The sequence below is a fragment of the Roseospira marina genome, from assembly GCF_014197855.1.
In the GTDB taxonomy this organism is placed as follows: Bacteria; Pseudomonadota; Alphaproteobacteria; order Rhodospirillales; family Rhodospirillaceae; genus Rhodospira; species Rhodospira marina.
The window spans coordinates 359,155-381,781 of record NZ_JACIGJ010000004.1 but is presented as its reverse complement, the minus strand read 5'-3'; the positions used below and the strand labels follow the sequence as shown (position 1 = coordinate 381,781).

Here is a 22,627-nt window from a genome sequence, read left to right as displayed (position 1 = left end):
TACGGTCTGGAGTGTTCGCGGACGGCGTCAGTCCGGCACGAACAGCTTGCCCTGCACCAGCGCCACCAGGGTGCGCAAGAACACGGTGGTGATGACGAGCGTGGTCACCGTCACGAGCCCCATACAGATAAACGACATCTCGTCGTAACCGTTCAGGCGGTGGAACTCCATCGAAGCCACGCTGACCGCCGCCATGGGGAACGTATAAGCCCACCAGGACACGTAGAACGGCACGCGCAGGAACTGCCTCACCAGCGTGAAGTTCAGCATGGTGATGAACAGCGCCACGTAGATCAGCACGCGCGCAAATCCGTCCACGACGCCGCCGTTCAGCGCCACATAGGACAAGAACCCGATCGCGGGCGGCGCAATCAGGATGAACAGCGTCGGCATGAACTTGGCCGGAAGCTGATCGTGAAACACGATCCGGTAGAACACGATCGTGAACAGCACGATCCAGAACACCATGCCGATGGCGAAGAAGAACCACGAGATCTCGGTGAAGCCCAGCCGCACCCCCGCCAGCGGCACCAGAACGTTGCCGACCACAGGAATAAACCAAGCGGGATTCGAGTGATTGATCTGCTGATTGTGCACAATCCAGCGCCCGATCAGCCGCAACGTGAAGGTCAGGTGAAGGGCCGCACCGACACCCCACAGGCCGAGCGTCAGGTGATGCGAGTAGGGACCGGCGGCCAGCGCCAACAACAGCAGGCTGATGGACACCGCAGGGAAGAAGCTGGACCGGACGGGGTGGTTGAACTCCACCATGGCTTCCTTGGGGTGGAGCACCGCCTTCAGCCCGTACAATAGAACGATGGCCACGAAGCACGCCGCCGCCAGCGCCAGCACCGCCTCGCCGATGACGGAGGGCACGCCCAGGACCTCGTGCGCCTTCCGCCAAGTGATACCGAGGCCGGCGGTGCCCATCACCAGCGCGAACAGCGGTATGGGAACATGCATCAGCCAGTTGCCGCCGACCCGCGCCGCATCGGCGGGCGCTGCCGAAGAGGGGTGCGGGGTTTGAGATGGAGAAAACGTCGCGCTTGCCTCGCTCATGGGAGCAGACTCCTTGATCGGCTCGAGTCCTGTTCGGACGATCGTGATCGCCTGGGGGTTTGAAACCGCGCCCCGCGATCGTGTTAAGAGTCCACTACATTAATGTTTGCTAATATGCAAGGGCGTCCGCCACGGCGGGCGGCAGCCGCCCCTCCAGCGCCATCAGGCGGGCCCGAAACAGGGTCGCGATGCTGTGCCCATCGGTGATGGCGCCGGTCTCGGCCATGCGCACGGCTTCGACGAACGGCACGCGGCGCACCTCCAGGCGCTCGGTCTCATCCGGATCGCTGGGGCCCTCGGCGAGGTTCCAGGCCAGGAACGAGACGCCCGCCTCGTCGCTGACGCAGTTGGACAGGTGCAGACGCAGGATTTCGGACCAGCCGCCGGCGATCTGCCCGGTCTCCTCCCGCAGCTCCCGCCGCGCGGCGTCGAGCGGATCGGTGCCCACCGGGCAGCCCCCCTCCGGCAGCTCCCAGCTATAGGCCTGAAGCGGATAGCGAAACTGGCCGACCAGCGTCACCGTGCCGTCGGCGGCCACCGGCAACACGCAGACCGCCACGTTGCGGAAGCGGACCACCCCATAAATGCCGGGCGTGCCGGCCGGCGTGAGCACGCCGTACTCGGTGACGGTGATCCAGGGGTTGGCGTAGATCGCCCGTTCGGACTGCGTCGTCCACGGACTATCGGGGGGATCGGACGGCATGGCGGGGCGCAGTTCCTTGCGGCGGTGAAACGATCAACCGCCCCAGGATGCCACAGGCCCGCGCCCGCCGTCCCCGCCCCTATCGTGTGATCGGCTTGTACTTGATGCGGTGCGGCTCGGCCGCGTCCGCGCCCAGCCGGCGCTTCTTGTCTTCCAGGTAGCTTTCGAAGTTGCCCTCGAACCACTCGACGTGGCTGTCGCCCTCGAAGGCCAGGATGTGCGTCGCCAAACGGTCGAGGAAATACCGATCGTGCGAGATGATAACGGCGCAGCCCGGGAACTCCAGCAACGCCTCTTCCAAGGCGCGCAGGGTTTCCACGTCCAAGTCGTTGGTCGGTTCGTCGAGCAGCAGGACGTTGGCATGGCTCTTCAGCATCTTGGCGAGGTGCACGCGGTTGCGCTCACCACCGGAGAGCTGGCCGACCTTTTTCTGCTGGTCCGGACCCTTGAAGTTGAACTGGCCGACATAGGCGCGCGACGGGATCTTGCGCTTACCCAGATCGATTTCGTCCAGGCCGTCGGAAATCTCCTCCCACACCGTCTTCTTGGCGTCGAGGCTGTCGCGGCTCTGATCCACGTAGCCCAGCTTGACCGAGTCGCCGATGGTCAGAGTGCCGGCGTCCGGCATCTCCTGGCCGGTGATCATGCGGAACAGCGTGGTCTTACCGGCGCCGTTCGGGCCGATGACGCCGACGATGCCACCGGGCGGAAGCTTGAAGTTCAGGTCCTCGACCAGCAGGCGGTCGCCGAAGCCCTTGGTCAGGCCCTCGGCCTCGATCACCCGGGCACCCAGACGCTCGCCGGGCGGAATGGTGATCGAAAGCTGCTCCGGCCCACGATCCGCGGCGCGACTCACCAGATCGTCGAACGCCGTGATACGCGCCTTGCTCTTGGACTGGCGGGCCTTGGGCGACGAGCGGATCCACTCCAGTTCCTGGCTGATGGCGCGCTGGCGGGATTTCTCCTCGCGAGCCTCCTGCTCCAGGCGCTTGGCCTTCTGCTCCAGATAGGTGGAGTAGTTGCCCTCGTAGGGAATGCCGCGCCCGCGGTCGACCTCCAGGATCCAGCTCGTGACGTTGTCGAGGAAATAGCGGTCGTGGGTGACAGCCACGACGGTGCCCGGGAACTCCTCCAGATGGCGCTGCAACCACGCCACCGATTCCGCGTCCAGGTGGTTGGTCGGCTCGTCCAGCAGCAGCATGTCCGGCTTGGACAGCAGCAGGCGGCACAGCGCCACCCGGCGCTTCTCACCGCCGGACAGCTTGGAGACGTCCGCATCACCCGGGGGGCAGCGCAATGCATCCATGGCGATCTCGACGTGGCGCTCGATATCCCAGCCGTCGGCGGCGTCGATCTTCTCCTGAAGCTCGCCCTGCTCGGCCATCAGCGCGTTCATCTCGTCGTCGTCGGTGACCTCGCCGAACTTGGCCGAGACCTCCTCGAACCGGTCCATCAGCGCCTTGATCTCGCCGACGCCCTCCATGACGTTGCCCATGACGTCCTTGGCCGGGTCCAGATGCGGCTCCTGCGCGAGGTAGCCGACGCGCACGCCGTCCGCCGCCCAGGCCTCGCCGCCGATGTCGTGGTCCTCGCCTGCCATGATGCGCAGCACGGTGGACTTACCGGCGCCGTTCGGGCCCAGCACGCCGATCTTGGCGCCGGGCAGGAACGAGAGGGTCAGGCCCTTCAGGATCTCCCGCCCCCCAGGGTAGATCTTGGACAGGTTCTTCATGGTGTAGATGTACTGGTAGGCGGCCATGGGCTCCTCCGGGAGGGGCAGAACGATGGGCGGACACGAACACCGGCGCCGCGCCGGAAGGCACGGGCCGGTTTTCTGGTATCCGATTCGGATGGTGCCCCTTCTATCGCAGCGCGCGCGCGGGAGCAATGGGCGCCAACGCCGATCGGGCCGTCACGTCTGCCCAGCCCAGCGGTCCGCACTCTGTCCGTTCCCCATCATCGTATCGTCATGGATCGGTCATGGAACGGTCATGGAATGGTCCTGTCCGGCCACACCCCGTCCCCAACGCATCATGGGGACGCCATAGGCCGTGACGCCCGGGCGTTTCTGGTGTAAGCCGTCGCACGACCTCCCGGAAACCCCCTTTGAATCCGCCCGCGACGCCGCTGGCGCCACAGGACTACGCACGCCATGGATCTGCGCAATATCGCCATTATCGCCCACGTTGACCACGGTAAGACCACCCTGGTCGATGCCATGCTCAAGCAATCGGGCACCTTCCGCGAGCACCAGAAGGTCGCCGAGCGCGCCATGGACTCCAACGATCTGGAGCGCGAACGCGGCATCACCATCCTTGCCAAGTGCACCTCGGTCGCTTGGGAAGGGGTCCGCATCAACATCGTGGACACGCCGGGCCACGCCGACTTCGGCGGCGAGGTCGAGCGCATCCTGTCCATGGTCGACGGTGTCGTTCTTCTGGTGGACGCGGCGGAGGGGCCCCTGCCCCAGACCAAGTTCGTGCTGTCGAAGGCCCTGCGGAAGGGTCTGCGGCCGATCTGCGTCATCAACAAGGTCGACCGCTCCGACGCGCGCGCCCATGCCGTCCATGACGAGGTGTTCGACCTGTTCGCCGCCCTCGACGCCGACGACAACCAGCTTGATTTCCCGACGCTGTATGCCTCCGGCCGTGATGGCTGGGCCGCGCCGAACCCCGAAGTGATCGAGACCGGCACCGAAGGCCTGACGCTGGAGCCGCTGTTCAACCTGATCCTCGGCCACGTCCCGCCGCCGGAGCGCGTGCTGGACGCGCCGTTCTCCATGCTGGCGACGACGCTGGAGGCCGATCCCTACCTCGGCCGCATCCTGACCGGGCGCATCGCCACCGGCCGCATCCGGCTGAATCAGGCGATCAAGGCCCTGTCGCGCGATGGTTCGTTGATCGAGCAGGGCCGCGCGTCCAAGCTGCTGAGCTTCCGGGGCCTGGAGCGCGTCGCGGTCGAGGAAGCCGAGGCGGGCGACATCATCGCCATCGCCGGCCTGACCGAAGCGACCGTGGCCGACACGCTGTGCGCCACCGACGTTACGGAAGCCCTGCCCGCCCAGCCGATCGACCCGCCGACGCTGGCCATGACGTTCTCGGTCAACGACGGCCCGCTGGCCGGCCGCGAAGGCAGCAAGTTGACCAGCCGCGTGATCGGCGCCCGCCTGGAGCGCGAAGCCGAGGGCAACGTGGCCATCCAGATCACCGAAACGGCCGAAAAGGATGCCTTCGAGGTCGCCGGGCGCGGCGAGCTTCAGCTTGGCGTGCTGATCGAGACCATGCGCCGCGAGGGCTTCGAGCTGGCCATCTCGCGCCCCCGCGTGCTGATCCAGACCGACGAGTCGGGCCAGAAGATGGAGCCGATCGAAGAGGTCTACATCGACGTCGACGAGGAATACGCCGGCGCGGTGGTCGAAAAGATGACCCAGCGCAAGGCGGATCTGGTGGAGATGCGGCCCTCCGGTGGCGGCAAGACGCGCGTGGTGTTCCACGCGCCGTCGCGCGGACTGATCGGCTACCACGGTGAGTTCCTGACCGACACGCGCGGCACCGGCGTCATGAACCGGCTGTTCTATGGCTACGCGCCGTGGAAGGGCACCATTGAGGGCCGGCGCGAGGGCGTGTTGATCTCGAACGCGGGCGGCGAGGCCGTGGCCTACGCCCTGTTCAACCTGCTGGATCGCGGGCCGCAGTTCATCGAGCCGGGTGAGGCGGTCTATGAGGGCATGATCATCGGCGAGCACAACCGCGGCAACGATCTGGAGATCAACCCGCTCAAGGCCAAGAAGCTGACCAACATCCGCGCCGCCGGCAAGGACGACGCCATCCTGCTGCCCCCGCCGCGCCGGATGACGCTGGAGGACGCGCTGGCCTACATCCAGGACGACGAGTTGGTGGAGGTCACGCCGAAGTCCATCCGCCTGCGCAAGAAGATCCTGGATCCGAACGAGCGTAAGAAGGCCAGCCGCCGCACCGAAGCCTAAAAGCCAGGGCCTAATATCGGGCGTATCCGGCCCCATACGCGCCGCTCGGACAAGGGCCGCCGCCACATGGCCCGGCTCCGGCGGAGGGCGGCAGAGACGGGTATGGCGATCCGGCAGGATACCCGGCCGGAGCCGCGCCCGGATATGACGGGCCCGGATAAGAGGCGCCGGGATGCGCGGCGGACGACGGCGGCGGCCCGGCGAACCCGACCGGCGGCGCGACCGCGACCGCCGGGCCCCGCATCTGCCCCGGCATCGGGTTGATCACACGCACCCCCACATGCCGCACGGCGTCGTGGACCGGTATGAAGAACCCGACTCCTTGGCGGCTGTCGGACAGCATGGCCACGGCCAGCGCCACCACATTGCCCCAGGCGTCCACCAGTGGGCCCCCGCTGTTGCCGGGGTGGATCGGCGTGGTGGCCTGGTACACGTCCAGGCCATCCAGTCCCTGCGGCCGGTAGGCGCTGATGATGCCCTGGCTGACGCTCTGCCCGAGGCCCCGGTTGCGGGGCGTACCGATCGCATAGGCGGTCTCCGACGCCTGAGCCAGGGTCGGCCGCAATGGCAGGGCCGCAAACCCCTGCCCGATCGCCTTCAGCAGCGCGACATCACGGCGAGGATGGCGCCGCTCGACCCGGGCCCAAACCTCGCGGCCATCCACGAGACGGAGGCGGAACACATCGCCGCCCGCCACGACATGTGCGTTGGTCAGGACCCACCCGTCTCTGGTCAGAAAAAAGCCGCTGCCGTGGCCGGCCATGCCCAGAACGGTGACGGTGGCCGCGCGCACCTGCTCGACATTGAGCGCCAACGGCTCCGCGAACAACGGCGGCCCGGACAGCGTGAGCCCGCCCGGGGACCCGGTGGCGAACGCGGCGGAGGGCGCACTCAGCCCCCCTCCCCCGAATCCGGCATACGCAGTGGGCGTCCCGTATGAGGCCGTCGGGTGTACCCCAGGCGACGCCCCCGCCGACCACGCCGCACCCCATCCGTCGGCGGTGCTCGGGAGCGCCCCATACGGTCCGGGCGCCGGCACGCCTTCGGCGCGGCGCAAGGCGTCGTGGCTGGGAATGCCGCTCACCAGCGCCCGACGGAACCCGTTGTCGGCCGCCAGCCGATGCAGCGCGTCCGCAAACACCGCCGCGCGCAGGCGCTCTTCCGCCCCGGAGCCCAACGGATCGTCGAGGGTGGCGCGGGCGGTCACCCGGGTCTGATAAGCCACCTGCCCCGTCTTCTGGTCGAGAAGCTGGACCGCGATGTCCGCGCTAGCGGCCCCGGACGTGCCCACCGGAAAGCCCAGGAGGTTCACCTCGCGACACAGGTCGTACCGCACGGAGCGAAAGCGCGCCGCGAGCTGGAACTCCGCATCCGCATGGGCGCGGGCATAGCCGAACAGGTCGTCCGGATCCCCGGCGACGCGGAAGCCCAGGGTCTCCCCCAGCGTCGCCCGGAACACGGTGCGCAGCGGCTCCGTCACATCACGGCTCTCGGACCAGGGCCGGACCGGTCCGCCCGGCCCGCACACCGCATCCAGGCGGCACCGGCCGGTCTCAGCATCGGCGGACACCGCAACATCGGCCAGCGCGACCGTCCCCACCGCGGCCTGCTGCGCCGGGGTCAGGGGCGGCACTTCGGGCCGGGGCGGTACCTCGTGCAGCGGTACCGGACCGGCGCAGGCGGCCAGTAACGCCGCCGCCAGCACACCGCCACGCCAGCCCCGCCGCACTCTATTGGTGCGCCCATCGTGGTGCAGCGCTGCCCCTGAGGTCGACTCCGACAATCCCTTGCGGGCGTGCGCACCCCGCCTTTTCTGCTCGGAACCCATTTTTGCTCGACCTACTGTTCGATTCATGGCAAGAGCTACGGTTGTAGGACTCGCACCAAATGGGCAGGTTGGTTGTGCATGAGTGAACAACGAATTTATTATCTGGATGCTGTGCGCAGTTTCTGCATGCTTTTTGGCATCTTTGTTCACACAGCGAGCCTAATACCCGACGTCAAGCCCTATGATCTAATCGGCATAACGTCGAGTCTTTTTCGAATGTCGACGTTTTTCCTTATTTCCGGTTACTTTGCGACCATGCTCTTTCTTCGGCGTGGCACAGGCGGGTTCCTAAAATCCCGCCTCATTGCTTTAGGGGTTCCTTTGGCTGTCTGCCTGATCCTTCTGAACCCGGGAAGCAACTATCTCGTGTATATCTACCATAACGGTTTTGTGGGCATCAATACATTTTTCTTTGGCGACATTCCGCCGGATCCGAAGGGGCCGATGGTCTGGCACCTTCATCTTTGGTTCCTTTTTTCGCTTATGATCTACGTTGCGCTGACGCCAGCGTGTCTTTGGCTTATACGGCATGGCAACCTTGACCACTTGTATGAGAACCTGGACCAGAGGTTTGGTGGGGCCGTTCTTATTCTCCTTGCGGCCCTTACGGGCGCCTATCAAATCCTCGTGCGCACGTCGTTTACGTTCGTGTTCAAGGAATTTTTGCCACCAAATCCATTGGAGTGGATTCTATGGACAACGATGGCCTATATTCCCTTCTTCTTCCTGGGGCTGCTGGCCTTCAAAAGCAAAGCCTTCTTTGATCGGATTCACCGGATTTCACTCCCAGCGCTGACCTGTTCCGCTGCCCTTCTGATCGTTCTCTCTCAAACCAATGGCTTGAACGGTGGAAACCTTGAGAAAGCCCTGTATCACTTTACGCGAGGATTCACGAATCTGTGTGTGATTGGACTGATTCTCAGCCTGTTTCAGTATGTTATTACCGGACCAAGCCGCCCACTCCGTTTTGTGTCCGAATCCGTATACACCGTCTATCTTTTTCACTACTTGGTAATATACGCTCTTGCCACAGCGATAGAGCCCTATATTACGAATGATGATGTCCTTTTTATTTTTGTTTCGCTATCCACCATCGTGATCGGCTTAGCCATTCACCACGGGATTATTAAAAACTCGCGGTGGCTCATGTTTCTGTTTAACGGGCGACTGGTGCGCCCGGTTTCATAACCTGAACCAGCCCTGGCGGAGCCCCCGGACGGAACCGACCCCAGACCCGGCGCCGGCACGGGTCCCTGGGAAGCGCGCGGCGGACGCCTTTTGCGGAAGCCCTTTGTCGCTCCGTCGCATCCTGCTAAAAGGCGAGGTATCCTCTGATTCCCGGCCGCCCGCGACCGGCGACCGCAACCAACGACGGCTCCATGACCATTGCCATTATCGACTATGGGTCCGGCAATCTGCGTTCCGCCGCCAAGGCGTTCGAGCGCGCGACGCTGGAAGCCCAGACCGCTCAAACCGTCCGGGTGACCGATCGGCCGGACGAGGTCGCCCGCGCCGACCGCGTCGTTCTCCCCGGCGTCGGCGCCTTCGGCGATTGCCGGCGCGGCCTGGGCGCCGTGGACGGCATGATCGACGCGCTGGCGGAAGCCGTGCATGGGCGCGGCCGCCCGTTCCTGGGCATCTGCGTCGGCATGCAGCTCATGGCCCGAGAGGGGCGGGAGCACGGTACGCACCCCGGCCTCGACTGGGTCGACGGCATCGTGGAGCCGATCACCCCGGACGATCCCGCGCTGAAGATCCCGCATATGGGCTGGAACGACCTGCGCGTGAGTGCCACCGGCCACCCGGTGCTGGAAGGCATCGGCACCGGCCAGCACGCCTATTTCGTCCACTCCTACGCCATGACCATGGCCGATCCGGCGCAGGTGCTGGCGACCGTGGACTATGGCGGTCCCGTGACCGCCATCGTCGGCCGCGATACCATGGTGGGCACGCAGTTCCACCCGGAGAAAAGCCAGGCCACCGGACTGCGCCTTATCACCAACTTCCTGCGCTGGGCTCCGTGACCCCATGATTCTGTTTCCCGCCATCGACCTGAAGGACGGCCAGTGCGTCCGCCTGCTCAAAGGCGACATGAACAAAGCCACCGTGTTCAACGACAGCCCGGGCCGTCAGGCCGGTCTGTTCGTCGCCGCCGGCTGCCGCTGGCTGCACGTGGTGGACCTGAACGGCGCGTTCGCGGGCCAGCCGGTCAACGAAGCCGCCGTGGAGGCGATCATCACCGCCGCCGGGGAGACCCCGGTGCAGTTGGGCGGCGGCATCCGCGACCTCTCCACCATCGAATTCTGGCTGGAGAAGGGCGTCGCCCGGGTCATTCTCGGCACCGTGGCGCTGCGGGATCCCGAACTGGTGCGCAAGGCCTGCACCGAGTTCCCCGGCCGCATCGCGGTCGGTATCGATGCGCGCGACGGCATGGTCGCCGTGGAGGGCTGGGCGGAGACCTCGCGGGTCACGGCCCTCGACCTCGCGCTGCGGTTCGAGGACGCAGGCGTGGACGCGATCATCCACACCGACATCGACCGCGACGGCGTCCTCAAGGGGCCGAACCTGGAGGCCACCGCCGCGTTGGCGGAAAGTCTGACCACGCCCGTGATCCTGTCGGGCGGAATTTCCTCGCTGGAGGACGTGCGCGCGGTCGCCGCGCAAGCGCACCGGGGCATCATCGGCGCCATCAGCGGGCGCGCGCTCTACGACGGCCGCCTGGACCTGCACGCCGCCGTCGCGATGCTGCACGCCGCCGACACGGAGGGCTCCGCCTGATGCTGAAGATGCGCATCATCCCCTGCCTGGACGTCAAGGACGGCCGCGTGGTCAAGGGAGTCAACTTCGTGAACCTACGCGACGCGGGCGACCCGGTCGAGCAGGCCACGGTGTACGATGCCGCCGGCGCCGATGAACTGTGCTTCCTGGACATCACCGCCAGCAGCGATAACCGCGAGACCCTGTACGACGTCGTGGCGCGCACGGCCGAACGCTGCTTCATGCCGCTGACCGTGGGCGGGGGCGTGCGCACCGTGGAGGATGTCCGCCGGCTGCTGCTGGCCGGGGCCGACAAGGTCTCCATCAACACGGCGGCGGTGCATCACCCCGAGTTCGTGCGCGAGGCGGCCGAGAAGTTCGGCACCCAGTGCATCGTCGTCGCGATCGACGCGAAGAGCGTCGGCGACGACCGGTTCGAAATCTTCACCCATGGCGGCCGCACCCCGACGGGGATCGAGGCCATCGGCTGGGCCCGCCGCATGGTGGAGCTGGGCGCAGGCGAGATCCTGCTGACCAGCATGGACCGCGACGGCACGCGCCAGGGCTTCAACCTGCCGCTAACCCGCGCCATCGCCGATGCGGTGTCGGTGCCGGTGATCGCATCGGGCGGCGTCGGCACGCTCGACCACTTGGTCGAGGGCATCCGCGATGGCCACGCAACGGCGGTTTTGGCCGCCTCCATCTTCCATTTCGGCGAACACACCATCGGCGAGGCGAAGGCCCACATGCGGGCCGCCGGCATTCCGATGCGAGAGGATTCCAATGACAGCACCCGGACCTGAGGACCACCCCGACGCCCGGGTGCTCGACCATCTGAATCGGGTGGTGGTGGGGCGCAAGGGCGCGGATCCGGACACCTCGTACACCGCCAAACTGTTCGCCAAGGGTCCCAAGAAGATCACCCAGAAGGTCGGCGAGGAGGCCACCGAGGTCGTCATCGCCGCCCTCGTCGAGGGACCCGAGGCCGTGGTGACCGAAAGCGCCGACCTTCTGTATCACCTGTCGGTGCTGTGGGCACAGACGGGCGTCGCCCCGGACCAGGTGTGGGCGGAGCTGGCGCGCCGGTTCGGCACCTCCGGCCTGGAGGAAAAGGCGTCGCGGACGCCGTAAACCCTCCGGCCCCGCGCCCCGACCCTAAGCGGACGAACCGTCCGCCCGCGCGTCGCGCAGGAAGGTCGAGACCAGATCGGTCAGCACGTGAGACTGCCGGTCCAGATCCTCGATCGCCTCCATCACATTGGCGGCGGCCTCGTCGCTGTGCTGTGCCGAGTCCGTGACCTGCGCGATGGTCCGCGACACGATCCGTGTGCCTTTATCGGCCTCCTGGGTGCTCGTCGCAATCGCCCGACTCGCGCTGTCCTGGTCGCCCATGGCGGCCGCGATCTCGGACGCCACCGTGTTGATGGTCCCGATAATCTCGGCAACCCCAGCGATGGCCGTGACGGCGGTTTGCGTCTCGGCCTGCACGGCCCCGATCTGCTCGCCGATGTCTTTCGTGGCACGGGCGGTCTGGGTGGCGAGACTCTTGACCTCATTGGCCACCACCGCGAACCCCTTGCCGGCGTCCCCGGCACGCGCCGCCTCGATGGTGGCATTGAGGGCCAGCAGATTGGTCTGGGCGGCGATGTCGGTAATCAGGCTCACGACCTCTCCAATCTTCTGTGCCGCGTCGGAGAGACCCGAGACCACAGTGGTCGTCCGTTCGGCCTCCGCCGCCGCCTGCCCGGCGATCTCACTGGACTGCCGAGCCAAACGCCCGATATTGCCCACCGACGTCGACAGCGTCTCCGACGCCTCGGCAAGGGACGCGATGCTGCCGGCCGCGCGATCCGATTCCGACGCCATGGTGGAGGCCCGATCGTGGGTCTGCTCCGCGATGGTGCACATGGACGTCGCAGCCTCCTGAAGCGTTTGGGTCGTCACCGCGATCTTACGAAGCACCGCGCGGACGCCTTGGTCGAACGTGCGGGTCGTATCCTCCAGCCGATGAAGGTTTTCGGTCCGCCGGCGGGCACTCTCGGCCTGATCCCGGACCAGACGATCGGCCGCGATCATGGCGTCCCGGAACACGCCCAGCTCCCGCGCCATGGCGCCGAACTCATCCGTCATGTCCTGGGCGGGGATGACCGCATCGACGTCCTTCGCGGCCAACCGGCGTATGACGCCCGTCATGGCCCGGATAGACGCGCTGACGCTGGCGGAGATGCGCAGCGCAACCGGCACGGACAGCGCCACAACGATCCCCGCGACGGCCAGGGTGATCCACAGTCCGCCCCACGCGCGGGCACTAGCCCGCTGCGCTTCCTCCATCACGGTGTCCGCAAACTGATCCTCCACGGCCTTGAGGGCATCGATTTTCTCGGTGATGGCGTCGAACCAGACGGCCCCGGTGATGCCCGCCGTGTCCCCCGTGGCCATGCTGGCCGCGGCGATATCGCGCAGGCGGTCCACTTCGCGCGAGGCCTCGCCGGAGAGCGCCGCGTGCAGGGCGTCCAACTCGCCGCCTCGGTTATCGGCCTGGACGTCGACAAGGGTTAAAAAGGCCGTTTGCTCCCCCCGGAGCGTCAGGAATCGTTGGTAGATGGGCGGTTGAAACCCGCCCGCGCCGAAGCCGGCCGCCCCCATAGCCCTTTCCAGACCGGCCCGCTCTTTCGCATGCAAAAGCGCGATGTATGCGGTGATTTCGCGGGAGACCGCGACGTCCTCGCTCAAGCGCGGCATCTGCTCGATAATATCGAGAAGGTCGGATATGGTGCCGGTGTAGTAGGCGGCCATGTCCGTGACCGACACGGTGAGGGCATCCACGGCCTCGCGGTTCGTGGCCAAGTGGTCCAGGGCTGCTTTGGCCTCGCCATACGCCTGCTGCAACTCAGCCCCGAAGCGCTCTAGAGTGGCCGGACTGAATTGCACCTCCAGCGCCCCGAGAGCGCCGTCCGTGTCCAGCCGCAGGGCCTGCAGTCGGAACCCGAACGCGCCGTCCGGATTGCCAAGGAACCCGGCGTTGCTGCCGCGTTCGCGCTGCAGCATGTGGATCAGTTCAGACACCGAAGGGGCCAGTGCGGCCAGCCGAATCAGCTTATCGCCGTTGACTACTGCCTGATAGCGACTCACCGTGCTCAGACTGACGACGACCAAAAGCCCCATCAGAGGCACCACAAGAATCAGATAAAGCCGAGTCGATACACGCAGGGACGACAAGAGACGCGCCATGGTTTCCGCCTTTGCACCATCGTGGCTCCCGCTGTCCGCTCTAAGCCCGTTGCGCACGGCCCTCCGCCGCAAACCGGAGTATCCCGCGTGACCTATGGTTTGGAACCCCTCTTCCGCACGCCTTATGAGAGAAACGCCCCGCGTACGACCGCAGCGCGGCCCTCCGGCCCGACGGGTCTACGCCATCAGACGAACGGCGCCTCGTTCCGGAAGGCTTTGGCTGCCGCGATAGGCCTCAATGGCCGCCGTCAAAGCGCCCGGGTTGGCACTGCCACCGGAGGCAGCGGAGGTGGCCGTGGCGGTATCGGCGGCACCGGACGCACCGACTTCGCGTGCGCCGGTGTCCGCGGCCGCATCCTCGGCGGCCTCCTCAGCCTCGGCGGCCTGTTCCTCGCTCCGCAGGTCCTGCTCCGCCTGGGTGATGGCCGCCTGTGCGGACGCGGCGGCCGCCCGATCCGCCGGGGACGGATCGGAGGGCGCCAGGGCGGCCCGGCGCACCTGCTCCATATCGCGGATCACCTGTTCCGGGTCGCCGCTGGCGGTGTTGACGGTGATGGGCACCTCCCCTGCCACCGCGTATTGTTTGCCATCGGGACCGGTCACGAAGGTATAGGTCGCCGGGCCGGTCACACCGCCGCCGGCGGCCTTGTGCGCCGCCTCGTGCTGGCGAACCTCGCGATCGCGGGCGGCCAGTCGCCGGACTTCCGCCCGCTCGGCGTCCGTCAGGCCGTCCGCACCGGTGGCGTCCTCCCCGCCCTCGCGGCTGCCGGCGGCCGGGGTTTCAAACTCGACATCCGCCGGATCGGTGAACACGGGCTTTCCGGTGAACGGATCGATCTCCACCGGCCGACCGGTCAGCGGATCAATCGGGCGACGTGTCGCGCGGCTCTGGTCCTTGGTTTGAGACGCTGGCGCCCCACCGTCTCCATCCAGCCCCCCGAACACACCGATCATCTCGGTCGAGAGCGAGGGCGCGCTGCCGACAATCGTCATCGGGGGCCGACGCTGGCCATCCGAGGCGGGCGCCGCCGGTCCGCGCGCGCCCGGTCCGGCAGAAGAGGGTGGACCCTGGCGGCTGAAGCGCGCAGAAGCTCCCTCTACGGCCCGGGGGCCGAGGTTCAGAACGTAGTCCGGCGTGGCCGGCTGTATGGCTACGGGCGACAGCATGGGGTCCCTGCCTCCCTACGCTGGAACCTTCCGGAATGGACACCCCGCCAACACGCCCCCGCTTAGGGACGATTTGACGCGCTTATCCATAAAATACGTCCGACTTTGTCGTAGCGCAACACCGAAACGACAACCATGAGAGGCCTTCGGACGTCCCCGACTCCCTTACTTGGATGTGGGGAGGGATGCCGCGCTATGCCACCACGAAACCGAAACAACCGAGCCAAAGTCCGCCACGCATTCGGGGTGGCTTACAGCGATCCGCCGAGCACCCCCTTGGTCGAGGGCACGGCATCGGCCTTGCGCGGATCGATCTCCACCGCCCGGCGCAGCGCCCGCGCCAACGCCTTGAAGCTGCTTTCCGCGATGTGGTGGTTGTTCTCGCCATACAGGGTCTCGACGTGCAGCGTGGCCCCGGACATCTGCGCAAACGCCTGGAACCACTCCTTGAACAGCTCGGTGTCGAAGGTGCCCAGCTTGTCGCGGCTGAAGGCCACCCGCCACACGAGGTAGGGTCGGTTTGACAGATCGAGCGCAACCCGGGTCAGGGTCTCGTCCATGGGAATGGTGGCCTCGCCGTACCGGGTGACGCCCTTGCGGTCCCCCAGAGCCTGCGAGACGGCCTCGCCCAGCGCCAAGGCGCTGTCCTCGACCGTATGGTGATAATCTATGTGTGTATCACCGTCGGCCTGCACCGAAATGTCGATCAAGCTGTGGCGCGAAAGCTGTTCCAGCATATGGTCGAGAAATCCGATCCCGGTCGAAATATTGTATTGGCCCGTTCCGTCCAGATTGACGGCCACGGAGATCCGGGTTTCTTTTGTGTTTCGCTGAAGGCTTGCTTCACGCATGGTCTGGTCCTGCAAGTGGGGGCGCGAGAACCGCCGTTGTAGCAGCCCCCCGACGCTGGCGCCAAGACGATGCCAGCGCCAAGCCGGGGCCGGCGCTCGGGCGGCCTCTTCAAGCATGGGCAAGACGGACCGTCCGGAAAAGGGACATCGGAGGGGGCGGAGTCACATAAGAGGGGGGAGAGGGACGGTGACAGCAGTCAAGACCGAGGCGCCGACACCGGCGTCACCGAGACCCGACGGACCGGAGGGGCGGCGGTCGCATCCCGACCCCGTCGATGTGTACGTTGGCCGGCGGTTGCGCAAACAGCGGGTGTTGCTGCGCCTGAGCCAGGAGCAGCTCGCCCGGGCCGTGGGCGTAACCTTCCAGCAGATCCAGAAGTACGAGCGCGGCGCCAACCGCATCAGCGCCAGCCGGCTGTTCGACATCGCCAAAGTGCTGGGCGTGCCCATCAGCTTTTTCTTCGACCACATCGACGACGACATCGCCGGGCGGGCCGACGCGCATATACCCGGCGTCGCTGAACCCACCCCGCCGCCGCTCGACGGCGCGCCGTCCATGCCTAGCGAACAGCTCGACCTGATCGCCGCGTACTGGCGGCTTCCCTCTGACGACATCCGGCGCAAGGCGCTGGCGCTTCTGCGCTCCATGGCGGGTCTGAAGGATAAGAAAGGCGAACCCCTACCCGACGCGGAGTGAGATCGGACGCGAACCGCTCATGGGTCTCGACGCACGGGCTGCACCCTTTTAGGATTCCGCTCGGTGGGAGACGACACGGCACAGACCGCCGAACCGGGCGCGGTGCGACGAGGGGAACGCAATCAGTGACAAGTCCAGTGTACGCGGAGGACAACGGGCGGCGCGGCCAGCCGGATCCGGTCGATGTTCATGTGGGGCGGCGGCTCCGCGCCCGACGGCAGGCCCTTGGCATGAGCCAGGAAATGCTGGCCCGTGCCGTGGGCGTCACCTTCCAGCAGGTGCAGAAATACGAACGCGGCGCCAACCGAATCAGCGCCAGCCGGCTGTACGACATCGCACTCATGCTGCAGGTTCCGATCAACTACTTTTTCGATCACATGGAGGACGACGGCCCGCGCATCGCGGAGCGGTTGCCGGGCCTGGGCGAACCGCCGCCCCCCGCACTCGCCGCGCCGTCGAGCCCGCCGACGGATGAGATCGATCTGCTGACGGCCTACCGGAAGCTGCCCGAGGACATTCAGCGCAAGTCCCTGACCCTGCTCCGCTCCATGGCCAACCTGCGCGACAAGAAGGGGGAGCCGCTACCCGACGACTGAAGACGGACACGCGGCCCTCCCGCCCCAACGGCTCACGACGAATCAGGCCGGCTCGGCAAGGGCCAGATTGATGCGCCGGTTGTGTTTGCCCTTCTTCTCGATCTTGGTCACCGTGACCGGCCCGATCTCGCCGGTGCGCGCCACATGCGTTCCGCCGCAAGGCTGAAGATCGACGCCCTCGATCGCCACCAGCCGCACGCGCCCGGTGCCCATCGGCGGCTTCACCGACATGGTGCGGACCAGATCCGGCTGCGCCTCCATCTCCGCATCGGTGATCCACTGCATGGAGAGCGGCGCGTCCCGGGCGATCAGGTCGTTCAGGGCGGCGGTTAGGCTTTCCTTGTCCACGGTCTTGTCCGGCAGGTCGAAATCCAACCGCCCCTTGCCGTCGCCCACGCTGCCGCCAGTGACTCCGCCCGCGACCAGAGAACTGAGCAGATGCAGCAGCGTGTGCATCCGCATCAGCCGATGGCGGCGGTCCCAGTCGATCGCCGCCGTCACGGTCGCGCCCACGGCGGGCAGGGTCGCGTCCGCCTCGGGAACATGCACGATGTCCCCGGTCTCGGGGTCCTTGCGTGTGTCGGTGATGACCACCGCGCCGCCGTCCTCCAAGGTCAGGCGGCCGGTGTCCCCCGGTTGCCCGCCCCCCATGGGATAGAACACGGTGCGATCAAGGCGGATGCCCTCCGGCCCCGCCGCGATCACGGTGGCGGTGCAGGTGGCGAGATAGGAATCGGTGCGGAACAGATCCTCGGTCATCGTCCGGTCCTCATGCACTCTCGGTCAGGTTCAGCGCGCGACCGAGCTGATCCCGGTCCGCGTTACCGCCCGACAGGATCAGCCCGACGCGCTTGTCGGCCAACCCCAGAGAATCGCGGTACCGGCACAACGCGGCCAACGGCGCCGCGCCGGCCCCCTCCGCGATGTTGTGGGTCGCCCTCACATACAGGCCCATGGCGTCCACAATCTCGGAATCGGAGACGGTCAGGACATCCTCGGCGCCGCCGAGAATGGCCTCCAGCGCCTGCGGATTGGGAACGCGCACGGCCAGGCCGTCCGCCACCGTATCGGACCGCTCGCACGCCACCGGCGCGCCGGCCAGGAACGAACGCCGGTAGGCGTCGACGTTTTCCGTCACGACGCCATACACCTTGGTGCTCAAACCGAGCGCGTTGCGCGCCGAGATGACCCCGCAAATCCCGGACCCCAGCCCGATCGGCACGAACACCGCCTCGAGATCGGGCGCCTGGGTGAACAGCTCCATCGCGTAGGTCCCGACGCCCGCCACCAGCCACGGATGAAACGACGGCACCGGATGCAGGCCCCGCGCCGCCGCCAGGGCCTTGGCGTGGTCACACGACTGAATGAAATCGTCGCCATGCTCGACCAACTCGGCGCCATAGGCCCGCATCGCGGCGTTCTTCTCCGGACTGTTGCCATGCGGCACGACGATGGTGGCCGACAATCCGACCCGCGCAGCCGCCAGGGCGGCAGACTGGCCGTGATTGCCCCGGGTGGCGCACACGACCCCCTCGACGGCGGGACGCTCGGCCTTCAGGTGGCTCATGTACACGAGCCCCCCCCGCACCTTGAAGGCGCCGGTCGGATTGTGGTTCTCGTGTTTCACGATCACACGCGTGCCGGTGGCCTCGGCGAGCAACGGCCACTCGATCTGCGCGGTGGACGTCAGCAGGCCGGAGAGCATATCGCGGGCCGCCTCCAGGCCCACGCGCCCGACCAGCGCGCTAGGGGAGCGGTCCAGGGGATGGCGGGTAGGAAGCGCGGTCATGGCGTTATTTCTCCGATGAGATAGGGAATCACGGTCCCGGTCAGATGGACCCGGTCGCCGTCGAGACGGCACGCCACCCACCCACCCCGGGCGGAGGCCTGAAACCCGGTGACCTCCGGGTGACCGAGACGCGCGGCCCAATAGGGCGCCAGCGTGCAATGGGCCGACCCGGTCACCGGATCCTCGTCGATGCCGTAGGCGGGCGCGAAATAGCGTGACAGGAAATCCGCGCCGTCGGTGGGGCCGGCCGGCGCGGTGACGATCACGCCGTGCCCCAATCCCGCCGCCAGCGCCCGAACATCCGGACGCAGCGCCCGCAACGCGGCCGGGGTTTCCAGCACGACCAGCACGTTTTCACCGTCGGCCTCGAACATCTCGGCCGGCGCTGTTCCCAGGGCCTCGGACAAGCCCGGCGGCACCGGAGCGGGCCGCGGCGGTCGCGCGGGAAAGTCCATACGCAGCGCATCGCCGACACGGTGAACGGTCAAGGGGCCGCTGGCGGTGGTAAACCGCACGCTCTGCCACTCGGGCCGCAGGTGGTGGAACACGACCCAGGCCGCCGCCAACGTGGCGTGGCCGCACAGGTCCACCTCGACGGCGGGCGTGAACCAGCGCAGCGCGAAGCCCTCCGCCTCCGGGATCAGGAACGCGGTCTCCGACAGGTTGTTCTCAGCGGCAATGGCCAACAGAGTCGCATCGTCGCGCCACGCCGGAAGCGGCACGACGGCGGCGGGGTTCCCGGCAAACAGCCGATCCGCGAACGCGTCCACATGGTACAGCGGCAGCCGACACATTGTCCTACCTCCCATGGCTAACAATGTGAGGATTGTATCCCTCACAAGTGTTCCTTTGACAGGCTTTGTCTGTCAATGCATACATTGTCAGTAAGACAATGCCGCCGATCGTTCGGCGGTTTCCGCACAAGTGTACTGAAGGCCCGCATGACCCGATCCGCCTGGCGCCCACGCGCCCTGTCACCGAGCGTCCCCGTTTACCGCGCCATCGCCGACGCCCTCGCCGCTGACCGCGCGGCCGGTCGTTTGACGCCCGGCGAGCGCCTGCCCACGCACCGGGCGCTGGCGGACTCGCTCGGCGTGACCGTCACCACGGTCAGCCGCGCCTATGCGGAGGCGACGCGCCGGGGACTCGTGGAAGGCACCGTGGGACGCGGCACGTTCGTCCGCGCCCCGGGGCCGGGTCCTGGAGGCCACGTCGGCGGGGGAGCCCGGCTGACCTTCGATTTCGATGACGGGACCGGCAATGGCACGGTCGGCCCCGCCGTCCGGCCGGTCGACCTGGGACCGAACCATCCGGCCGCCGTGGGAGCGGAGCAGCGGCTGGCGGAGACGCTGGCCGTACTGGCCACCGATCCGGCGGCCCTGCAACCGCTAGCGGCCTACCAGTTGCATGACGCGGCGCCGCGCTACCGAGCGGCCGGGGCGACCTGGATGGCGCGAGCCGGCATGCCGGACGACCCGGACGCGGTGGTGGTTACCGGCGGCGTGCAACATGGCATCGCGGTCACCATGCTGACCCTGTTGCGGCCGGGCGAGACCGCCCTGTGCGCAGACATCTGCTATCCGGGCATCAAGCTTCTGGCCCACCGCCACGGCGTGGATCTGGTCGGCGTTCCGCTCGACGCGGAGGGGTTGGTGCCGGACGCCCTGGACGAGGCCGCGGCCCGCACCGGCGCACGCGCCCTGTTCTGCATCCCGACGCTCCAGAACCCGACGGCGGCGGTGTCGTCGCCGCAGCGCCGGGCGGCGCTGGCCGAGGTGGCGGAGCGCCGCGACCTGACGGTGATCGAGGACGACATCTATGGCCTGTTGCCGGAGCAACGCCCGGCCCCACTCGCCACGCTGATCCCCCACCGGACCGTATTCCTGACCGGAACCGCCAAGGCGCTGGCGCCCGGCTTGCGCACCGGGTTCGCCCAGGTCCCTCCCACCCTGCGCGCGCAATTCGTCGCCACCGTGTGGGCCACGATCTGGATGGCCGCACCGCTGATGGTGGAGATCACAACCCGCTGGATCGAAGACGGCACGGCCGACGCGCTGGTGGCGGCGCAGCGGCGCGCGGTGGCGGAACGGCTGGTCATCGCGGCGGAGGAACTGGGCGATCTGCCGTGGCACGGCGGACCGAACACGCTGCACCTGTGGCTTACCCTGCCCGCCCCCTGGCGGGCGGAGGCTTTCCGCGACATCCTCGCCGCACGCGGCGTGCTGGTGCAGCCGGCCGCCGTGTTCCATGTGGGCCCGGGGCGGATGCCGGAGGGTGTGCGGCTCTGCGTGGGCGGGGAACCCGACCTCGACCGCCTGCGGGGGGCTCTGGCGGCGGTGCGCGCGGTGTACGACGCCGGGCCGTTCACCCTGACACGCGGTCCGTGATGGTGGCCAGGGCCTTCAGGGCGGCATCGCGCGCCTCTCCGTGGTCCACGATGCGGCCGGGATAGGTCTCGCCGAACTGGACGCCCGCCTCGCGCAGGATCGGCGCGGACGCGCTCCAGGGCTTGTGCAGCACCCGGTCGGGCAGGCGCGCCAGTTCCGGCACCCAGCGCCGGACATAACGGCCGGTGGTGTCGAACTTCTCCCCCTGAAGCACGGGATTGAAGATGCGGAAATACGGCGCGGCGTCGGCCCCGCAGCCGGCGATCCATTGCCAGGAGCACGGATTGTTCGCCGGACAGGCGTCCACCAGCGTATCCCAGAACCAGCGCTCGCCCTCGCGCCAGTCGATACGCAGATCCTTGACCAGGAACGAGCCCACGATCATGCGGGCCCGGTTGTGCATCCACCCGGTGCGCCAGAGCTTCCGCATGGCAGCGTCCACGACCGGATAGCCCGTGCGGCCGGTCTGCCAGGCCTCCAGGCCCGCCGGATCGTCCCGCCAGGGAAAGGCGGCGAAGGACTCCTTCAACGGCGTCTCGGCCATTGCGGGATGCTCGTGCAGCAGATGGTGGCAGAACTCGCGCCAGCCGAGTTCACGCAGGAACACCTCGGCGCTGGGATCGTTCGGCCGGTCGCGCACGGCGTGCCAGAGGGTCCGGGGCCCGACCTCGCCGAAGCGCAGGTAGGGCGACAGGCGCGAGGTCCCATCGACTCCCAAGGCATCCCGGGCTTCGGCATAGCAATCAATGGGGCCGTCCAGGAACCCGTCGAGCACCGCGTTCGCCGCCTCTTCCCCCGGCGCCCAGGTGGCCCGCAGGCCCCCGGCCCAGTCCGGCTGTGTGGGCTGCAGCGCCCAGTCCTCCAGCGCATCCCCCGCCGGCCAGTCGTAGGGCGCTGGAATGTGGGACGGTGCGGGCTCCGGGCGCGGCGGCGGGTCGAGCGCGAGCACGCGGTTCCAGAACGGCGTGAACACCTGGAAGGGTCGGCCCTGCTGGGTCCGGACGGCGTCCGGATCGAACAACAGACAGCCCCCGAACCGGCGCGCCGCCACCCCCTGATCCTCCAACCGAGCGGCCAGGGCGGCCTCGTCCACGCCCACGGTGCGGCTCCAGTACACCGTATCCGCCCCGGTCTCCCGCGCCAGGGCGACCAACGCCTCACCCGGCGGACCGCGCCGCAGGATCAGCGCGGATCCCCGCGCCTCCAGCGCATGCCCCAGCGCCGCCAGGGACTCGTGCAACCACCAGCGGGCCGCGCCGCCCAGGGGCCGCCCGCCCGGGTCGTCCCCGTCCAGAAGGTAGACCGGCACGATCGGCCGTCCCGTTGCGACGGCCGCCGTGAGCGCGGGATGGTCGGCCAGCCGCAAGTCGCGACGGAACCAGAGCAGGACGGGAGCAGTCGAAGACTCGGTCATGGCGGGTATGGGCTCCCGATCAGGGGTGGAACGCAGGGGACAGGCGTGACGGATACGGGCACGGTACGCGCAGCGGCGCCGCGTGGATCGGCCGGAGCCGCCGGATTGAATCTGCGGCAAGGCTTTCCGTCATACGGAAACACCGGTTTCGCCGCCCCCCGCG

Annotated in this window: 20 protein-coding genes; 9 read left to right on the top strand and 11 right to left on the bottom strand. The window is 67.5% G+C overall.

What is annotated here, in order from left to right; translation table 11 throughout:
- Positions 1-27: 27 nt before the first annotated feature.
- The 3 genes from GGD82_RS08040 to ettA all read right to left on the bottom strand — a co-directional run bounded on the left by GGD82_RS08040 (position 28) and on the right by ettA (position 3,521).
- Positions 28-1,059 carry an SLAC1 anion channel family protein gene (locus GGD82_RS08040; protein ID WP_150063982.1) on the bottom strand — a complete coding sequence of 344 codons (1,032 nt, stop codon included), beginning with the start codon at positions 1,057-1,059 and terminating at the stop codon, positions 28-30.
- 109 nt (positions 1,060-1,168) lie between these two features.
- The gene (locus GGD82_RS08035) at positions 1,169-1,762 is read right to left on the bottom strand and encodes an NUDIX domain-containing protein (RefSeq protein WP_150063981.1); all 594 of its coding nucleotides are present in this window, start codon (positions 1,760-1,762) and stop codon (positions 1,169-1,171) included.
- A 79-nt stretch (positions 1,763-1,841) separates the two neighbouring features.
- Positions 1,842-3,521, bottom strand: coding sequence for an energy-dependent translational throttle protein EttA (gene ettA / locus GGD82_RS08030; RefSeq protein WP_150063980.1), 1,680 nt, complete (start codon positions 3,519-3,521; stop codon positions 1,842-1,844).
- Between the two features lie 393 nt (positions 3,522-3,914).
- Here ettA and typA point away from each other — a divergent pair, with 393 nt between their 5' ends.
- Entirely contained in the window at positions 3,915-5,747 is a 1,833-nt protein-coding gene (typA, locus tag GGD82_RS08025; RefSeq protein ID WP_150063979.1) for a translational GTPase TypA, read from the top strand.
- Positions 5,748-5,757: 10 nt separating this feature from the next.
- Here typA and GGD82_RS08020 read toward each other — a convergent pair whose 3' ends face one another.
- Positions 5,758-7,575 carry a S1C family serine protease gene (locus tag GGD82_RS08020; protein ID WP_184013251.1) on the bottom strand — a complete coding sequence of 606 codons (1,818 nt, stop codon included), beginning with the start codon at positions 7,573-7,575 and terminating at the stop codon, positions 5,758-5,760.
- Between the two features lie 78 nt (positions 7,576-7,653).
- Between GGD82_RS08020 and GGD82_RS08015 the strand changes: the two genes are divergently transcribed.
- The 5 genes from GGD82_RS08015 (at position 7,654) to GGD82_RS07995 (ending at position 11,463) form a co-directional block, all read left to right on the top strand.
- On the top strand, positions 7,654-8,763 hold the full coding sequence (locus tag GGD82_RS08015; RefSeq protein WP_150063977.1) for an acyltransferase family protein: 1,110 nt from the start codon (positions 7,654-7,656) through the stop codon (positions 8,761-8,763).
- A 191-nt stretch (positions 8,764-8,954) separates the two neighbouring features.
- Complete coding sequence (hisH, locus tag GGD82_RS08010) at positions 8,955-9,599, top strand: imidazole glycerol phosphate synthase subunit HisH (protein ID WP_150063976.1); 645 nt, start codon at positions 8,955-8,957, stop codon at positions 9,597-9,599.
- 4 nt (positions 9,600-9,603) lie between these two features.
- Complete coding sequence (gene hisA, locus GGD82_RS08005) at positions 9,604-10,353, top strand: 1-(5-phosphoribosyl)-5-[(5-phosphoribosylamino)methylideneamino]imidazole-4-carboxamide isomerase (protein WP_150063975.1); 750 nt, start codon at positions 9,604-9,606, stop codon at positions 10,351-10,353.
- Positions 10,353-11,135: an imidazole glycerol phosphate synthase subunit HisF gene (gene hisF, locus GGD82_RS08000; RefSeq protein ID WP_150063974.1), complete on the top strand. Its 783-nt coding sequence runs from the start codon at positions 10,353-10,355 to the stop codon at positions 11,133-11,135. The genes hisA and hisF overlap by 1 nt, the downstream gene beginning before the upstream one ends.
- A complete protein-coding gene (locus GGD82_RS07995; RefSeq protein ID WP_150063973.1) occupies positions 11,116-11,463 on the top strand; it encodes a phosphoribosyl-ATP diphosphatase in 348 nt (115 codons plus the stop codon). Before hisF ends, GGD82_RS07995 begins: the two co-directional genes overlap by 20 nt.
- A 24-nt stretch (positions 11,464-11,487) precedes the next feature.
- On the opposite strand, the gene GGD82_RS07990 is transcribed toward GGD82_RS07995, so the two are convergent.
- The 3 genes from GGD82_RS07990 to hisB all read right to left on the bottom strand — a co-directional run bounded on the left by GGD82_RS07990 (position 11,488) and on the right by hisB (position 15,581).
- The gene (locus GGD82_RS07990) at positions 11,488-13,563 is read right to left on the bottom strand and encodes a methyl-accepting chemotaxis protein (protein ID WP_150063972.1); all 2,076 of its coding nucleotides are present in this window, start codon (positions 13,561-13,563) and stop codon (positions 11,488-11,490) included.
- Positions 13,564-13,740: 177 nt separating this feature from the next.
- Positions 13,741-14,730: a putative metalloprotease CJM1_0395 family protein gene (locus tag GGD82_RS07985; RefSeq protein WP_150063971.1), complete on the bottom strand. Its 990-nt coding sequence runs from the start codon at positions 14,728-14,730 to the stop codon at positions 13,741-13,743.
- A 251-nt stretch (positions 14,731-14,981) separates the two neighbouring features.
- A complete protein-coding gene (gene hisB / locus GGD82_RS07980) occupies positions 14,982-15,581 on the bottom strand; it encodes an imidazoleglycerol-phosphate dehydratase HisB (RefSeq protein WP_150063970.1) in 600 nt (199 codons plus the stop codon).
- Between the two features lie 187 nt (positions 15,582-15,768).
- Here hisB and GGD82_RS07975 point away from each other — a divergent pair, with 187 nt between their 5' ends.
- Together GGD82_RS07975 and GGD82_RS07970 are read left to right on the top strand one after the other, a co-directional pair.
- Complete coding sequence (locus GGD82_RS07975; protein WP_246164008.1) at positions 15,769-16,278, top strand: helix-turn-helix domain-containing protein; 510 nt, start codon at positions 15,769-15,771, stop codon at positions 16,276-16,278.
- Between the two features lie 125 nt (positions 16,279-16,403).
- Complete coding sequence (locus tag GGD82_RS07970; protein WP_150063968.1) at positions 16,404-16,874, top strand: helix-turn-helix domain-containing protein; 471 nt, start codon at positions 16,404-16,406, stop codon at positions 16,872-16,874.
- A gap of 42 nt (positions 16,875-16,916) precedes the next feature.
- On the opposite strand, the gene GGD82_RS07965 is transcribed toward GGD82_RS07970, so the two are convergent.
- Genes GGD82_RS07965 through GGD82_RS07955 form a run of 3 tightly spaced genes read right to left on the bottom strand, consistent with a single transcriptional unit; the run spans position 16,917 to position 19,457 of the window.
- Positions 16,917-17,633, bottom strand: a complete 717-nt coding sequence (locus GGD82_RS07965; protein WP_150063967.1) for an alanyl-tRNA editing protein — start codon at positions 17,631-17,633, stop codon at positions 16,917-16,919.
- A 10-nt stretch (positions 17,634-17,643) separates the two neighbouring features.
- Complete coding sequence (locus GGD82_RS07960; protein ID WP_150063966.1) at positions 17,644-18,663, bottom strand: threonine dehydratase; 1,020 nt, start codon at positions 18,661-18,663, stop codon at positions 17,644-17,646.
- Positions 18,660-19,457, bottom strand: coding sequence for a PhzF family protein (locus tag GGD82_RS07955; RefSeq protein WP_150063965.1), 798 nt, complete (start codon positions 19,455-19,457; stop codon positions 18,660-18,662). The genes GGD82_RS07960 and GGD82_RS07955 overlap by 4 nt, the downstream gene beginning before the upstream one ends.
- Before the next feature lie 147 nt (positions 19,458-19,604).
- Between GGD82_RS07955 and GGD82_RS07950 the strand changes: the two genes are divergently transcribed.
- Positions 19,605-21,050, top strand: a complete 1,446-nt coding sequence (locus GGD82_RS07950) for an aminotransferase-like domain-containing protein (protein ID WP_170284464.1) — start codon at positions 19,605-19,607, stop codon at positions 21,048-21,050.
- Here GGD82_RS07950 and GGD82_RS07945 read toward each other — a convergent pair.
- Positions 21,028-22,464, bottom strand: coding sequence for a cryptochrome/photolyase family protein (locus GGD82_RS07945; RefSeq protein WP_150063963.1), 1,437 nt, complete (start codon positions 22,462-22,464; stop codon positions 21,028-21,030). The two genes, GGD82_RS07950 and GGD82_RS07945, sit on opposite strands and share 23 nt — an antisense overlap.
- Positions 22,465-22,627: the final 163 nt, after the last annotated feature.

What these genes read in the sequence shown, in the direction of transcription:
- GGD82_RS08040 (WP_150063982.1), bottom strand. Translation starts at nt 1,059, where the DNA reads ATGAGCGAGGCAAGCGCGACGTTTTCTCCATCTCAAACCCCGCACCCC.
- GGD82_RS08035 (WP_150063981.1), bottom strand. Translation starts at nt 1,762, where the DNA reads ATGCCGTCCGATCCCCCCGATAGTCCGTGGACGACGCAGTCCGAACGG.
- ettA (WP_150063980.1), bottom strand. Translation starts at nt 3,521, where the DNA reads ATGGCCGCCTACCAGTACATCTACACCATGAAGAACCTGTCCAAGATC.
- typA (WP_150063979.1), top strand. Translation starts at nt 3,915, where the DNA reads ATGGATCTGCGCAATATCGCCATTATCGCCCACGTTGACCACGGTAAG.
- GGD82_RS08020 (WP_184013251.1), bottom strand. Translation starts at nt 7,575, where the DNA reads ATGGGTTCCGAGCAGAAAAGGCGGGGTGCGCACGCCCGCAAGGGATTG.
- GGD82_RS08015 (WP_150063977.1), top strand. Translation starts at nt 7,654, where the DNA reads ATGAGTGAACAACGAATTTATTATCTGGATGCTGTGCGCAGTTTCTGC.
- hisH (WP_150063976.1), top strand. Translation starts at nt 8,955, where the DNA reads ATGACCATTGCCATTATCGACTATGGGTCCGGCAATCTGCGTTCCGCC.
- hisA (WP_150063975.1), top strand. Translation starts at nt 9,604, where the DNA reads ATGATTCTGTTTCCCGCCATCGACCTGAAGGACGGCCAGTGCGTCCGC.
- hisF (WP_150063974.1), top strand. Translation starts at nt 10,353, where the DNA reads ATGCTGAAGATGCGCATCATCCCCTGCCTGGACGTCAAGGACGGCCGC.
- GGD82_RS07995 (WP_150063973.1), top strand. Translation starts at nt 11,116, where the DNA reads ATGACAGCACCCGGACCTGAGGACCACCCCGACGCCCGGGTGCTCGAC.
- GGD82_RS07990 (WP_150063972.1), bottom strand. Translation starts at nt 13,563, where the DNA reads ATGGCGCGTCTCTTGTCGTCCCTGCGTGTATCGACTCGGCTTTATCTG.
- GGD82_RS07985 (WP_150063971.1), bottom strand. Translation starts at nt 14,730, where the DNA reads ATGCTGTCGCCCGTAGCCATACAGCCGGCCACGCCGGACTACGTTCTG.
- hisB (WP_150063970.1), bottom strand. Translation starts at nt 15,581, where the DNA reads ATGCGTGAAGCAAGCCTTCAGCGAAACACAAAAGAAACCCGGATCTCC.
- GGD82_RS07965 (WP_150063967.1), bottom strand. Translation starts at nt 17,633, where the DNA reads ATGACCGAGGATCTGTTCCGCACCGATTCCTATCTCGCCACCTGCACC.
- GGD82_RS07960 (WP_150063966.1), bottom strand. Translation starts at nt 18,663, where the DNA reads ATGACCGCGCTTCCTACCCGCCATCCCCTGGACCGCTCCCCTAGCGCG.
- GGD82_RS07955 (WP_150063965.1), bottom strand. Translation starts at nt 19,457, where the DNA reads ATGTGTCGGCTGCCGCTGTACCATGTGGACGCGTTCGCGGATCGGCTG.
- GGD82_RS07950 (WP_170284464.1), top strand. Translation starts at nt 19,605, where the DNA reads ATGACCCGATCCGCCTGGCGCCCACGCGCCCTGTCACCGAGCGTCCCC.
- GGD82_RS07945 (WP_150063963.1), bottom strand. Translation starts at nt 22,464, where the DNA reads ATGACCGAGTCTTCGACTGCTCCCGTCCTGCTCTGGTTCCGTCGCGAC.